The following is a 13,726-nucleotide window of genomic DNA, read 5'->3' as shown; positions in this document are numbered from 1 at the left end:
ACTGCCTCGCACGACCTGTATGCCTGCCCTGTTTGCAATCTTTCGATGCTCAAGCACACCCCACTTCCCCCACCCCACGCCAGTGGCGTGCCGCTCGTCGAGGCGCATCAGATCGCCCGGCGCGACGCGCAACGCGGCCAGTGGCTGCTGCATCCCACCGATTTCACCCTGCAGGCTGGCGAGCGCGCCGTGCTGACGGGACCGTCCGGCTCCGGCAAGAGTGTGTTCCTGCGCGCGCTCGCGCTGCTCGACCCGCTCGATGGCGGCGACGTGCGCTGGCACGGCGAAGCGGTCACGCGCGGGCGCATTGTCCACTATCGGCGGCATATTGCGTACCTGCGGCAGCGGCCTGCGCTGCTCGACGGCAGCGTCGAGGACAATCTGCGCTACCCCTACACGCTAGCGGTATATCGCGATGTGCGATTCGACCCGGCGCGCGCCAGCGCGCTTTTCGCCGCCACTGGCCGTTCCAGCGACTTCCTCGCGCGCGACACCGCCGAGCTTTCGGGCGGCGAAGCGCAGATCGTGGCGCTCGTGCGCGTGCTCCAGCTCGATCCCGAAGCGCTCCTGCTCGACGAGCCGACCGCGTCTCTCGACCCCGAATCGGCGCGCGCCGTCGAAGCGCTCGTCGCCGGCTGGTTCGATGAGGCGCGCACGGGGCGCGCCACGGTCTGGGTCTCGCACGATCCCGCCCAGGCACAGCGCGTGGGCGCGCGGCATCTGACGATGCGCGCGGGTGTGCTCGAAGAACCCGCCACGCGCGCGGCGTTCACCCAGGGAGCCGCGCAATGAGCCCCGGCGTGCTGCAGAACCTCGGCATCGGCGACGTCGCCATTGCGGCGCTCCTCGTGTTCGTCAACGGCGCGGTCTCCCTGTTGCTCAAGCTCGACCTCGAACGCAAGCTGGCGTGGGCCGCCGTGCGCACCGTCGTGCAGCTGCTCGCGATCGGTTACGTGCTCGGCTGGGTGTTCGCGTTCAACCGCTGGTACGTCGTGCTGCCGCTCATGGTACTCATGACGCTGATCGCCGGCTTCGCAGGGGCGCAGCGCGGCGCGCGCACCTATGGCGGGCAGCGCGCGGACAGCATCGTGTCGATCTGGGTGAGCGCGTGGCTCGTGGCGGCAGTCGGGCTCTTCGTGGTGATCCGCATCCGGCCGTGGTACGAGCCGCAATATGCGATTCCGATCCTCGGCATGATTCTCGGCAACACGCTGACGGGCGTGTCGCTCGGCGTGGAGCGCATGATGCAGGAGCTGACCGCGCGGCGCGACCGTGTGGAGAGCGCGCTCGCGCTGGGCGCCACACGCTGGGAAGCCGCGCAGGCGAGCGCCCGCGAGGCCGTGCGCGCCGGCATGATTCCGACGCTCAACCAGATGGCCATCGTTGGCGTGGTAAGCCTGCCCGGCATGATGACGGGCCAGGTGCTCGCGGGGCAATCGCCGCTACAGGCCGTCCGCTATCAGATCGTGATCATGTTCCTGATCGCGGCTTCGTCGGCGCTCGGCACGGTGGGCGCGGTGCTGCTCGCGTACCGGCGCCTGTTCTCGCCGCAGCATCGCTTTCTCGTTGCGCGGCTCATCGAGCGCAAGACACGCGCTTAAAGCCTGGGCGGCGTGCGCGGCCGGCACGCCTGGTGCGTCTCGCCGGCCCTCCCGCTCGAGCCGCGCCCTAGCGCTGCGCCGAGATCGAGATTTGCGTGCCGTCGCTGAGCTTGAGCGTCTTCGCGGTGCCATTGGTGGGCATCGTGAGGTGGGTGACCTCGCTATGCGCGACCACGGCGGGGCACGTGAGCGAAGCGCCGTTGCTCGACACCGTCTGCGTGCCGTGCGGCGCCTGGGCGCGGAAGCTCACCTGCACGGTGGCCGTGCCGTTGCTCGCGACGATTGGCGCCAGACGCACCTGGGTCTGCCGGACCATCGCGCCATTCGCGTCGAGCGGCAACGAGGCGTAGTCCGGGCAGCCTTGCGGCGTCGCGACCGCACCGCCCGGCGGCGTGGTGCGCCAGGTGAAGTCGTCGGTATCGCCCGAGCGCAGGGTGCGGGTCTCCTGGGCGTCGCCGAACGCCTTCGACGCGACCCGCACGGTGTAGCGGATCGGCCCGTCGGTCGCGGCCTTCGAGGTGACCGTGATCGGCGTGGCCGCGAATGCCGGCGGCGCGATCGCGCAGGAAGCGGCGAGGACAAACTGGACGAGCACCGCGGGGCGGCGGCGAGTATGGCGGGAGCTGCGGCAAGGCATGCGTCACCTCCTGGCGGGAACGGCCGCGCCCGCGAGCGAAAAGCGGCGTACGCAACGAACGCGGCGAGCCGCGAAACGCCAGGTACGACGCTCCGCTCCCGTGCGGCGGATGGTCTGTTAGCAGTCTAGCGCGCTGCGCGCTGCCTTGCGCCGAGCACATGCATCGAACGGACCAGGTTTTATCCTGCTTGTCATCGCCAGCAATTTGCTTGCCGTCCGACAGCGCACCGTTGGCGCCGGGCGGCGTCTGCGTGGCCGACTCGTCGTGCATACACGGCACGCGCAAACCCTCACCTCGCGCCGCTACTTGCCGGCGGTTTCGAGACCCAGCGTCAGCTCCGCCGTCAACGTCTGGCGCACGCGCCCATAGGCTGCCCAGGGATCGGCTTGCTCGACCTGCGCGAGGCGCGCGTCGATCGTCGCAAGCGTCCATTGCGCGCCGCCCGTCGTCGCCTCCAGTTCGTCCCAGCCGATCGGCACGGACACGCCCATGCCCGGCCGCGCCCGCACGCCATACGCGAGCGCCGTGCTCGCACCGCGCGCATTGCGCAGGTAGTCGACGAAGATCTTCTTCTTGCGGTGTTCGGGGCCCATGGTGGCCGTGATCTGCGTGGGCCAAACCGAGGCCAGATGCTGCGCAACCGCACGAGCGAACGCCTTCGCGTCATCCCAGCCCGCGTCCGGCGTGAGCGGCACGACGATATGCAAGCCCTTGCCGCCGCTCGTCTTGCAGAACGATTCGAGCCTCAGTTCCGCAAGCAAGGCCCGCGTGGACTGCGCCGCCTCGATCATACGGTCCCAGCCCAACGCCGGATCGGGGTCGAGGTCGAACACGACCCGATCGGGCCGCTCGATGTCGTGGACACTAGCGTTCCAGGTGTGCAGCTCGATGACGTCCATCTGCGCGGCGCTCACCAGCGCTCTCGCCGTATCGATCGTGAGCAGCGGCGGATGGCCCGGGTCGAGCCCTTCGTGTTCGGTGAGTTCGGGCAGCGGCGCGCGAGCGCGGTGGCGCTGGAAGAACATCTCGCCGCTCAGGCCGCGCGGTGCGCGCACGAGCGACACGGGGCGATCGCGCAGATGCGGCAGGATCCAGCGCGCGGCGCGCTCGTAGTAGCGCACGACCTCGAGCTTGTGCGTCCCGCTGTCCGCATCGATGACGCGCCTTGCGCTCGTGATGCGTATGCCGTCGATTTCGCTGTCGGCGGAGTCATCACGCCGGCGCCGTGCGCTACGAGGCAAGCGGTGCACGGACGCGGCAGGCGTGGCCGGTGCGGCGGCGTCCGATGTCGGGGCCCGCTCGCCGCGCGGCGTTCGGGCAGATGTCGTGGCTGGGGCCTTGCGGGCGTCCTGCATACCGGTTCCCCTGGCGCCGTGGCGCACATGACGCATCGCGCGACGCGAGTCGCGACACGTTCGGTTGACGGCGCGCGGCGGCCGCCCCCGTTGGATCGCCGCACGAGCTTTCATTGTGCCTCGAATGGGCGCTTTCGTCGCTGCAAGGTGTTCGCAAACGCACGCCAAAAACGGGGAAGTATCCGCGAGGCGCGCAAACGCGACGGGCGGCGTGTGCGACCGCAGCGGTCGGCGGGACGTTACAATGACGGGCTTTACCGCGCACTGCAGGAGCACTGCGGGGTCTTGCACGCACACGCGCGACCGCGCCCTTTTTCATCCGATCAATCCGACGACGCCGTGCGTCGGCTTCGCCTGTCCTGCCATGAACCTCGTCATCCAGAGTCCCGCCCCGCTCGACACCGTCCATCACAAGCCGCTCCTCGGCCTCGCCCGCGGCAGCCGCCTCGCGCCGATCGACGCCCACGCGCTGCGCATCGAGAACGCCGAGCCGGCCCAGCGCGCCGACCTCGAGGTCTACTGCGGCACGCATCAGCTCGACTATGCATTCGTCGACGCCGGCCGCGCGCTGGCCGATTTCGGCCTCCTGGCGATGGACATGGACTCGACGCTCATCACGATCGAATGCATCGACGAAATCGCCGACTTCTGCGGTCTGAAGGCCGAGGTCGCAGCAATTACCGAAGCCTCGATGCGCGGCGAGATCAAGGACTTCAACGAGAGCCTCACGCGCCGCGTGGCGCTGCTCGAGGGGCTCGACGCGAGCGCGCTGGAGCGTGTGTATGAGGAACGCCTGCAGCTCTCGCCGGGCGCCGAACAGATGCTCGCCGGCGCGAAGGCCGCGGGGCTGAAGACGCTGCTGGTCTCCGGTGGCTTCACGTTCTTCACCGAGCGCCTGAAAGCGCGCCTCGGGCTCGACTACACGCGCGCGAACACGCTCGAAATCGTCGACGGCAAGCTCACGGGCCGCGTGACGGGCGAGATCGTCAACGCCGACGTGAAGGCGCGTACGCTCGCCGAAACCTGTGCCGAAATCGGCATCGACCCGCGCCGCGCAATCGCAATGGGCGACGGCTCGAACGACCTCAAGATGATGGGCGTGGCCGGTTTGTCGGTGGCGTTCCGCGCGAAGCCGGTGGTGCGCGAGGCCGCGAGCGTCGCGTTCAACTTCGTCGGGCTCGACGGGTTGCTGCGTCTTTTCTGATCCGGTTTTCGCGGCGGGCAGACACGTCGACGGCCGCTCGTGTCCTTGTGGACGCGAGCGGCCGTTGTGGCTTTGTGCGGATTATTCAGGCGTGCTTGTTTTTTCCGCGAGCCTCGCGAGCGAGCGCTCGATATCGGCGCGCAGATCGGCTTCTTCTTCGAGACCGATGTAGAAGCGCACCAGCGTGCCGCGATGCGGCCAGCTCGCAGCCGTGCGCATCGAACCGACGTCGTACGGCATCGCGAGACTATGCGCCCCGCCCCAGCTCCAGCCCAATGCGAAGAGTTCGAGCGACTCGCAGAACGTGTCGATCTGCGCCGCGCTATAGCGCTCGTCGAACACTACGGAAAAGAGACCGCCCGCGCCCGTGAAGTCGCGCTTGTAGAACTCGTGGCCCGGGCAATCTTCGAACGCCGGGTGCAGCGTCGCCGCGATTTCGGGGCGCGTCTTGAGCCAGCCAGCGAGTGCGAGCGCGGTGCGATCGTGCGCCTCGAAGCGCGCCTTCATGCTCGGCAGTGCGCGCAGCACGAGCGAGCAGTCGTCGACCGAGACGCCAATGCCAAGCCGCATGCGCGCGGCCTTGAGCTTGAGATAGAGATCGCGGTCTGCCGTGATGGTCGCGCCCATCAGCACGTCGCTGCCGCCCGACTGATACTTGGTGAGCGCCTGCACCGAGATGTCGATGCCGTGCTCGAACGGCTTGAAGGCGAGGCCCGCCGACCACGTATTGTCGATGGCCGTCACGACATTGCGCGCGCGCGCCGCCGTCGTGATCGCGCGCACGTCGGGCACTTCCATCGTCACCGAGCCGGGCGCTTCCAGCCAGATCAGTTTCGTGTTCGGCTGGATCAGTTCGGCGATGCCCGCACCGATCATCGGTTCGTAATAACGCACCGTGAGGCCGAAATCTCGCGCGAGCCAGTCGCCATGGTCGCGGTTCGGCGAATAGACGTTATCGGGGATCAGTACATCGTCGCCCGACTTCAGCAGTCCGAAGTAGACGTTCGAGATGGCCGAGAGGCCCGAGGGTTGCAGCAGCGCATGCTCGCCGCCTTCGATCTCGGCGATGCGCTTTTGCAGCATGGCCGAGGTGGGCGTGGCGTGCAGGCCGTAGCGCCATTGCGCGTCGTTGCGCCAGTCGAGCGCGCGAACCGAAGCGAGGTCGGGAAACACCACGGTCGACGCCCGCGTGACAGGCGCGGCAAACGACTCGAAGCCGGGCGTGAGGTCGTCTTGCGGGTGAACGATGCGCGTCTGCAATGCGCGGCTGGAGTCGGATTTGGTCATGTCGGAAGGCGAATTCGGTTGAGGCGCGATGACGTTGCGACGCGCGGCTCGCGCAATGGCGCGTGCAACGCCGCATACCGAAGAGTAACACCCGCAGCGGCGCTTATTGCCCGATGACGAGATTGCTCACGCCGTTCACGGCATGCGCGCCGTTCGGCGTCGACGCGGGCGCGCTCGTCACGCCGGTCGACACAGCCGGAGCCGCGGACCCCGCCGCGAGCGGCTTAAGATCGAATGGCACCGGATGGGAATCGTCCGGGTCCATGCGGTCGCCCGAAAGCGAGCCGTCCTCGGCGAACGTGCCCACCCAGTTGCCGGTGATATGCGTGCCGTCGTTCGAGTCCTCGGCTTCGAGCGTGGCATCCGCGTGGTCGCCGGCAATCAGGATCACCTCGCCGGTGTCCGTGAACTGGTATTCGCCATGCACGCCGGTCGGGTCGTCGTCGCCGGCCTTGGCGCCAAGGCGCATGACGATCTGGCGCTGGCCGAGCGTGCCGACGTATTGCGGCAGCTTCGCGAACTCGGGGTTCGGCTTGAGCGTGGATTGGACCGGCGGCGCAGCGCCTGCGTCCTGCGCGCGCGCCGCGAGCGGCAGCGTGAGGACCATGGCTGCAGCGGCCGCGGCCACGATCCAGCCGCGCGCCCGGGTAGCGCTGCCCCGTCGGGCGGCCGCGCGCGGCGGCCGCTGTGCTTGCGTCAATCCTTCCATCTGCATCCTTCCTTCACTTGCACAGTGGCCTTGCGCAAAACCGCGCGTCACGAGTCGGCGTCAAATCCGTTCGAAGATGGCCGCAATGCCCTGGCCGCCGCCGATGCACATCGTCACGAGCGCGTAGCGGCCGCCGATACGCTGCAGTTCATAAAGCGCCTTCACGGTGATGAGCGCGCCGGTCGCGCCGATCGGGTGGCCGAGCGAGATGCCCGAGCCGTTCGGATTGACCCTGGCCGGGTCGAAGCCGAGCTCCTGCGACACCGCGCAGGCCTGCGCCGCGAAGGCTTCGTTGGCTTCGATCACGTCGAGGTCACTGACCTTGAGACCCGCGCGCTCGAGCGCCTTCTGCGTGGCCGGCACGGGGCCGATGCCCATGTACGCCGGATCGACGCCCGCATGCGCGTACGAGACGAGGCGCGCGAGTGGCTTCACGCCACGCGCGCGGGCAGCGTCCGCGCTCATCAGCAGTACGGCGGCAGCGGCGTCGTTGATGCCCGACGCGTTGCCGGCCGTGACCGTGCCGTTTTCCTTCGCGAACACCGGCTTGAGCTTCGAGAAGTCCTCCAGCGTGGCGCCGCGGCGCACGTGCTCGTCGGCATCGAACAGCACTTCGCCCTTCTTCGACTTGATTGAGATGGGCAGGATCTGATCCTTGAAGCGGCCTTCGGCGATCGCACGCTCGGCGCGGCGATGGGATTCGAGCGCGAGCGCGTCCTGCGCCTCGCGCGTGATGCCGAACTTCTTCGCGACGTTTTCCGCCGTCACGCCCATGTGGATCGTCTGGAACGGGTCGTGCAGCGCACCGATCATCATGTCGACGAGTTGCGAGTCGCCCATGCGCTGGCCGAAACGCGCGGCCGGCATCGAATACGGCGCGCGGCTCATGTTTTCCGCGCCGCCGCCGATCGCGATGTCGGCGTCGCCGAGCAGAATGGTTTGCGCCGCCGAAACGATCGCCTGCAGGCCCGAGCCGCACAGGCGGTTCACGGTCAATGCCGGCGCGTGCTGGGCAACGCCGCCGTTGATGGCGGCCACGCGCGCAAGATACATGTCCTTGGGCTCCGTGTGCACGACGTTGCCGAACACCACGTGACCCACCGCGTCGCCTTCCACGTTCGCGCGCGAGAGCACTTCGCGCACCACGCGTGCGCCAAGATCCGTCGGCGAGAAGTCCTTCAGGCCGCCGCCGAAGTCGCCGATTGCCGTGCGTACACCGCTTGCCACCACTACTTCGCGTTCCATGGTCTTGCTCCTCGTCTTCCTGAATGGATGAATCTTGTTATTGATGCGCTTCGCTTGCGGGCTGGCCGGCAAGCAAGCGCTCGACGTCCTCGCGATACGGGATCGGCGCAACGGCGCCAAAACCCAGCGTCGAGAGCGCGGCAGCCGCGTTCGCATAGCGCGCAGCCGCGAACGGATCGTCGCCGGCTGCGAGCCGCGCGACGAATGCGCCGCCGAAGCAGTCGCCCGCGCCCGTGGCGTCCACGGCCGCGACCACGTGGCCCGGCACGACGCGCCGCTCGTCGGGCGTCGCCACATAGGCGCCGTCCTTGCCCAGCTTCAACGCGACCGCGCAGGCACCGCGCGCGAGCAGGTAATCGAGGATCGCGTCACGGTCGTCGAGGCCTGTGAGCACCGCCACGTCGTCCCAGCTGGGCAGGCAGATATCGGTCAGGCGCAGCACTTCGTTCATCACGGCACGGGCTCGCGCGAGCGGCCACAGCTTCAGGCGCAGGTTGGTGTCGAAGCTCACGCGCACGCCGTTGGCGCGCGCATGCTCGACCGCGGCCAGTGCCGCGTCGCAGGCGCTGTCGCTGATCGCCACGCTGATGCCGGAAAGATGCAGCACGCGCGCAGCCGCGATGATGTCGAGCGGCAGATCGCGCGGCGTGTAACGGCTCGCGGCTGAGCCCTTGCGCAGATAGTCGAAGGCATGGCCGCCCGGGCCATGCGAGACGAAGTAGACGCCCGTGGGCGCCGTGGCGTCCACCCGCACCGTCGCGGTATCGACCCCTTCGCGCGTCCACAGGTCGGTCAGGAGGCGTCCGAAATGATCGTCGCCGACGGCCGAAACGAAGCCCGTGCGTGTACCCTGGCGAGCCGCCGCGATGGCGAAGTTCGACGTGTCGCCGCCAAAGCCCTGCAAGTACTCGGGACGGTCTTTCGACGCCTGGTTGAACTCGACCATGGCCTCGCCATAAGCGAGGACTTGCGGGGCGACGCTCGTCATGCCGGTCAGACCTCGCCCCAGAGATCGTGGCCATCCGCGCCGGTGATCTTCACCGAAACGAAATCGCCGACCTTGTAACGCTTCGACGCCCTGGTCGCCGGCGCGACATACACCACGCCGTCGATCTCGGGTGCATCCGCCGCGGTGCGGCCAATGCCGCCATCGACGTTGATCTCGTCGATCAGCACCTTGAGGGTCTTGCCCACCTTGCGCTGGATACGTTTGGCCGAGACCTGCTCCGCCACTTCCATGAAGCGCGCGCGGCGTTCCTCGCGCACTTCGTCGGGCAGCGCGCCGTCGAGTTCGTTCGCCGTTGCGCCTTCGACCGGCGAATAGGCGAAGCAGCCCACGCGGTCGAGTTCGGCCTCGCGGATGAAGTCGAGCAGCGTTTCGAACTGCTCTTCGGTCTCGCCGGGGAAGCCGGCAATGAACGTGCTGCGGATCGTGAGATCGGGACACATTTCGCGCCAGGCCTTCACGCGCTCCATGACCTTCTCCGCGTTCGCGGGACGCTTCATGCGCTTGAGCACTTCAGGATGCGCGTGCTGGAACGGCACATCGAGATACGGCAGCACGTGGCCCTTGAACGGACCTTCGGCCATCATCGGAATGACTTCGTCCACGCTCGGGTACGGGTAGACGTAGTGCAGGCGCACCCAGGCGCCATATTGCGCGGCCAGCTCGCCCAGCGCGCCGACGAGATCGGTCATGCGCGTCTTGATCGGCTTGCCGTTCCAGAAGCCGGTGCGGTACTTCACGTCCACGCCGTAAGCGCTCGTGTCCTGCGAAATGACGAGCAGTTCCTTCACGCCGGACTTGAAGAGGTTCTCCGCTTCGAGCATGACCTCGGCGACCGGGCGCGACACGAGGTCGCCGCGCATCGACGGGATGATGCAGAACGTGCAGCGGTGATTGCAGCCTTCGGAGATCTTCAGGTACGCGTAGTGGCGCGGCGTGAGCTTGATGCCCGCAGCCGGCACGAGGTCGACGAACGGATCGTGCGGCTTGGGCAGGTGGCTGTGCACGGCTTGCATGACCTCGCCCACGGCGTGCGGGCCCGTCACGGCGAGCACCTTCGGATGCACTTCCTCGATCAGGTTCGAGCCGCTCGCGCTCGCCTTCTTGCCGAGACAGCCGGTGACGATTACCTTGCCGTTCTCGGAAAGCGCTTCGCCGATGGCGTCGAGACTCTCCTGCACCGCTTCGTCGATGAAGCCGCACGTGTTGACGACCACGAGATCCGCACCGTCGTAAGACCCCGAGATTTCGTAACCCTCGGCGCGCAACTGGGTAATGATCTGCTCGGAGTCGACAAGCGCTTTCGGGCAGCCGAGGGAAACCATCCCGACGCGCGGAGCAGGATTGCGGGGGGTCGTTGATTCAACAGGGTTTTTCACGTGTACGTCCGGATATGGGGCGCAGGGCGAGGTAGCGCCGCGCGAGGGTCAAGCCAATCCGCCATTTTACCCGCTTGGCGTATCGTGCGGCGCAGCATGGTGGGTGCGTGCCTCGTAGCGTCAGGGTCGGGTGGAATATGGACAGAATCAAACTTTGTTCAGCTATCGCTCGCCTGCGAACTGCGCATCCGGATAATTTTCGCCGCGTGCGCCCGGCGCGCGGTCAAACGCAACCTGAACCGGATGTGCGGAGAGAGCGAAAACATGAACGAGAAAATGGACCCGTTTCAGGCTGAACTGCTGGACTCGGTGCGCGGGTTGAAAGCGCGCCGGGGCGCCTCGAGTGGCGCGTTGCGCGTCACCGGCCGCAAGCCCACCGCCGCCGCGCTCGCGCGTGCGAGCGCCGGTCTCTCGCAGAGCGCGTTCGCGGCACTGCCTGGCGTTTCCACGCGTACGCTGCAGGACTGGGAGCCAAGGCCGGCGCCAGCCGACCGGCGCCGCACAATCCCTTTTGCGGTTGGCCGTGGCGCACCCTGAAGCCTTGCGCGACCTGCAAAGCGCCTGAGAGTAAATAAAGGCGGCGGCATCACCCACTGCCTCACAAAGCGTGGCGCTCGCGCGGCAACGGGCCGCCACGGCGCGCCGGATATGCGAAAGCGCGCCGCGACTTGCCAGCGCGCGCCACCCGCCGTGTGCGCCGCGCCGCTTACTTCTTCTCTTCCTCGCCGCCCTCGGGCGCGCCCTGCGCCGGCGCCGCTGCGCCGCCCGGCGGCACGGGCTTGAACGGGAAGCTGCTGAACATGTTCTTCGCCTGGTTCTGCATCTGCTCCTGCATCTGCACGAACATGTTCTTCGACTGCTCGATGTAGCTCGTCATCATGCCCTGCATCATCGGCGCCTGCATGTTCATGAACTGCGACCAGACCTCGGGATTCATCGCGTTGCCTTCGTAGAGGCTCTTCGACTGGTCCGCGAGCTTGTTCTGGATGTCGATGAACGCCTGGATGTTCTTTTCCAGGTAAGTGCCCATCATGCCCTGCATCGCATGACCATAGAAACGGATGATCTGCGACAGCATCGACGACGAGAACATCGGCAGACCGCCGCTTTCCTCCTCGAGGATGATCTGCAGCAGGATGCTGCGCGTCAGATCCTCGTTGGTCTTCGCGTCGATGACCTTGAACTCCTCCTGCTCCAGCACGAGTTGCTTCACGTCGGCCAACGTGATGTACGTGCTCGTCTCCGTGTCGTACAGCCGACGATTCGGATATTTCTTGATGAGACGTTCGGCGGTTTTCTTTGTAGTCGTCATGTGTCGCCCTTGTTAGCGCCAACGCGCGGCAGCCGCTGCCGTCGCGCGTTCGCCTAGCCCGTCAAGCGTGCCTGCCCCGGTGAGCAAACAGGCCCGCTGCCGTCCTCGATCCCAGCTTCGCGCGTCCCCTGCAGGCGCGCGGCGCTCAGGATCAGCCCATGTGCAACCCGCCATTCAGCGAGAAGTCAGCACCGGTTGCAAAGCCTGACTCGTCGGACGCGAGCCACGCCACGATCGACGCGATTTCCTCGGGCGCGCCGAGACGGCGCACGGGAATCGTCGCGACGATCTTTTCCAGCACGTCGGGACGGATGGACTTCACCATATCCGTGCCGATATAGCCCGGCGAAACGGTATTGACCGTCACGCCCTTGGTCGCCACTTCCTGGGCCAGCGCCATCGTAAAGCCGTGAATGCCGGCCTTGGCCGTGGAATAGTTGGTCTGCCCGAACTGGCCCTTCTGGCCGTTCACCGACGAGATATTGATGATGCGGCCCCAGCCACGCTCGACCATGCCGTCGATCACCTGCTTCGTGACGTTGAAGAGGCTCGTGAGATTGGTGTCGATCACCGCCGTCCAGTCTTCGCGCGTCATCTTGCGGAAGACGACGTCGCGCGTAATGCCGGCGTTGTTCACGAGCACGTCGATTTCACCGACCTCGGCCTTGACCTTGTCGAACGCCTGGCGCGTCGAATCCCAGTCGCCCACGTTGCCTTCCGAGGCCACGAAGTCGAAACCGAGCGCCTTCTGATCTTCCAGCCACTTCACGCGGCGCGGCGAATGCGGGCCACAGCCGGCGACCACCGTAAAACCCTGCTTGGCGAGGCGCTGGCAAATGCCCGTTCCGATATCAAGCGCGCTCGAGCGCGAGTGCCACGCCCATGCCGCCGCCGATGCACAGCGAGGCCAGACCGCGCTTGGCATCGCGGCGCTGCATTTCGTGCAGCAGCGTCACGAGAATCCGGCAGCCCGACGCGCCGATCGGGTGTCCGATCGCAATCGCCCCGCCATTCACGTTGATCTTCGACGTGTCCCAGCCCATCTGCTTGTTCACGGCCAGCGCCTGCGCGGCAAATGCCTCGTTGATCTCCATGAGATCGAGGTCGTTCACCGACCAGCCCGCGCGCTCCAGCGCACGCTTCGACGCCGGCACCGGACCCATGCCCATCACCTTCGGATCGACGCCGCCGCTGGCGTACGCCTTGATGCGTGCGAGCGGCGTGAGGCCCAGCGCCTCGGCCTTCTTCGCCGACATCACCACGACCGCAGCCGCGCCGTCGTTGAGGCCCGACGCGTTCGCCGCCGTCACCGTGCCTTCCTTGTTGAACGCGGGCTTCAGACCCGCGAGCGACTCCGCCGTCACGCCGTGGCGCACGAATTCGTCGGTCGCGAACTGCAGCGGCTCGCCCTTGCGCTGCGGAATCGCCACCGGCACGATTTCCGCGTCGAAGCGGCCGGCCTTCTGCGCGGCTTCCGCCTTGTTCTGCGACAGCGCCGCAAACGCGTCCTGCTCCTCGCGCGTGATGCCGTATTCCTTCGCGACGTTTTCCGCCGTCACGCCCATGTGATACTGGTTGTACACGTCCCACAGGCCGTCGACGATCATGCTGTCGATGAGCTTCGCATCGCCCATGCGGAAACCGTCGCGCGAGCCCGGCAGCACGTGCGGCGCGGCGCTCATGTTCTCCTGACCGCCGGCCACGACGATGTCCGAATCGCCCGCGATGATCGCGTTGGCCGCGAGCATCACCGCCTTCAGGCCCGAGCCGCACACCTTGTTGATCGTCATGGCGGGAACGGCCGTGGGCAGGCCCGCCTTGATCGATGCCTGGCGCGCCACGTTCTGGCCCGAACCGGCCGTGAGCACCTGACCCATGATCACGTCGCTCACCTGCTCGGGCGTAACGCCCGCGCGCTCGAGCGCGGCCTTGATGACGATCGCGCCCAGGTCGGGCGCCGCCACCTTCGCGAGCGAACCGCCGAATTTGC

Annotated in this window: 13 protein-coding genes and 1 pseudogene; 4 read left to right on the top strand and 10 right to left on the bottom strand. The window is 67.2% G+C overall.

What is annotated here, in order from left to right; genetic code table 11:
- Nucleotides 1-45 precede the first annotated feature (45 nt).
- Complete coding sequence (locus M3A49_RS36125) at nucleotides 46-792, top strand: ABC transporter ATP-binding protein (RefSeq protein WP_266233155.1); 747 nt, start codon at nucleotides 46-48, stop codon at nucleotides 790-792.
- The gene (locus M3A49_RS36120) at nucleotides 789-1,601 is read left to right on the top strand and encodes an ABC transporter permease (protein ID WP_266233154.1); all 813 of its coding nucleotides are present in this window, start codon (nucleotides 789-791) and stop codon (nucleotides 1,599-1,601) included. Before M3A49_RS36125 ends, M3A49_RS36120 begins: the two co-directional genes overlap by 4 nt.
- A 67-nt stretch (nucleotides 1,602-1,668) precedes the next feature.
- On the opposite strand, the gene M3A49_RS36115 is transcribed toward M3A49_RS36120, so the two are convergent.
- On the bottom strand, nucleotides 1,669-2,238 hold the full coding sequence (locus M3A49_RS36115) for a DUF6013 family protein (protein WP_266233153.1): 570 nt from the start codon (nucleotides 2,236-2,238) through the stop codon (nucleotides 1,669-1,671).
- Nucleotides 2,239-2,541: 303 nt separating this feature from the next.
- On the bottom strand, nucleotides 2,542-3,594 hold the full coding sequence (gene ligD, locus M3A49_RS36110; RefSeq protein ID WP_266233152.1) for a non-homologous end-joining DNA ligase: 1,053 nt from the start codon (nucleotides 3,592-3,594) through the stop codon (nucleotides 2,542-2,544).
- A 364-nt stretch (nucleotides 3,595-3,958) separates the two neighbouring features.
- Here ligD and serB point away from each other — a divergent pair, with 364 nt between their 5' ends.
- Nucleotides 3,959-4,798, top strand: coding sequence for a phosphoserine phosphatase SerB (gene serB, locus M3A49_RS36105; protein ID WP_254355849.1), 840 nt, complete (start codon nucleotides 3,959-3,961; stop codon nucleotides 4,796-4,798).
- 81 nt (nucleotides 4,799-4,879) lie between these two features.
- On the opposite strand, the gene M3A49_RS36100 is transcribed toward serB, so the two are convergent.
- The 5 genes from M3A49_RS36100 to rimO form a co-directional block, all read right to left on the bottom strand.
- Nucleotides 4,880-6,085 carry a cystathionine beta-lyase gene (locus M3A49_RS36100; RefSeq protein WP_254355848.1) on the bottom strand — a complete coding sequence of 402 codons (1,206 nt, stop codon included), beginning with the start codon at nucleotides 6,083-6,085 and terminating at the stop codon, nucleotides 4,880-4,882.
- Nucleotides 6,086-6,188: 103 nt separating this feature from the next.
- Nucleotides 6,189-6,794: a hypothetical protein gene (locus M3A49_RS36095; RefSeq protein ID WP_266233151.1), complete on the bottom strand. Its 606-nt coding sequence runs from the start codon at nucleotides 6,792-6,794 to the stop codon at nucleotides 6,189-6,191.
- A 60-nt stretch (nucleotides 6,795-6,854) separates the two neighbouring features.
- Entirely contained in the window at nucleotides 6,855-8,039 is a 1,185-nt protein-coding gene (bktB, locus tag M3A49_RS36090) for a beta-ketothiolase BktB (protein WP_266233150.1), read from the bottom strand.
- A gap of 37 nt (nucleotides 8,040-8,076) precedes the next feature.
- On the bottom strand, nucleotides 8,077-9,027 hold the full coding sequence (locus M3A49_RS36085; RefSeq protein ID WP_266233149.1) for a sugar kinase: 951 nt from the start codon (nucleotides 9,025-9,027) through the stop codon (nucleotides 8,077-8,079).
- A gap of 5 nt (nucleotides 9,028-9,032) precedes the next feature.
- A complete protein-coding gene (gene rimO / locus M3A49_RS36080; RefSeq protein ID WP_254355844.1) occupies nucleotides 9,033-10,370 on the bottom strand; it encodes a 30S ribosomal protein S12 methylthiotransferase RimO in 1,338 nt (445 codons plus the stop codon).
- Between the two features lie 318 nt (nucleotides 10,371-10,688).
- Here rimO and M3A49_RS36075 point away from each other — a divergent pair.
- A pseudogene (locus M3A49_RS36075) lies at nucleotides 10,689-10,989 on the top strand (helix-turn-helix domain-containing protein).
- Nucleotides 10,990-11,130: 141 nt separating this feature from the next.
- On the opposite strand, the gene phaR reads toward M3A49_RS36075, so the two are convergent.
- The 3 genes from phaR to M3A49_RS36060 form a co-directional block, all read right to left on the bottom strand.
- The gene (phaR, locus tag M3A49_RS36070) at nucleotides 11,131-11,736 is read right to left on the bottom strand and encodes a polyhydroxyalkanoate synthesis repressor PhaR (RefSeq protein WP_266233148.1); all 606 of its coding nucleotides are present in this window, start codon (nucleotides 11,734-11,736) and stop codon (nucleotides 11,131-11,133) included.
- Between the two features lie 151 nt (nucleotides 11,737-11,887).
- Complete coding sequence (locus tag M3A49_RS36065; protein WP_266233173.1) at nucleotides 11,888-12,586, bottom strand: 3-ketoacyl-ACP reductase; 699 nt, start codon at nucleotides 12,584-12,586, stop codon at nucleotides 11,888-11,890.
- A 1-nt stretch (nucleotide 12,587) separates the two neighbouring features.
- On the bottom strand, nucleotides 12,588-13,726 hold a 1,139-nt coding region (locus M3A49_RS36060), incomplete at its 5' end, for an acetyl-CoA C-acetyltransferase (protein ID WP_266233146.1).

This window comes from Paraburkholderia sp. CNPSo 3076, assembly GCF_026343935.1.
Taxonomy (GTDB): domain Bacteria; phylum Pseudomonadota; class Gammaproteobacteria; order Burkholderiales; family Burkholderiaceae; genus Paraburkholderia; species Paraburkholderia nodosa.
Note: the sequence above shows the minus strand (reverse complement) of the source record. Positions and strands in the feature narration are given on the sequence as shown.